Raw genomic sequence first — 201 nt, forward strand, 5'->3', positions numbered from 1 at the left:
GGAGATCGTCGACCGGGTGAACAAGTCGGGCGGTCCGGCGCTGCTCTTCGAGAACGTCAAGGGCTCGGCCATGCCGCTGGCGATGAACGTGTACGGCACGGACCGCCGCCTCCTCAAGGCCCTTGGGCTGGCCTCGTACGACGAGATCGGCGAGAAGATCGGCGGGCTGGTCAAGCCGGAGCTGCCGCACGGCTTCGGCGG

General features: G+C 68.7%; 1 pseudogene. It reads left to right on the top strand.

The features are described from left to right. Positions 1-201, top strand: a pseudogene (locus CCN51_RS58580) (UbiD family decarboxylase domain-containing protein); the annotation flags it as partial.

Source organism: Streptomyces milbemycinicus, from assembly GCF_002154605.1.
Lineage (GTDB): Bacteria > Actinomycetota > Actinomycetes > Streptomycetales > Streptomycetaceae > Streptomyces > Streptomyces milbemycinicus.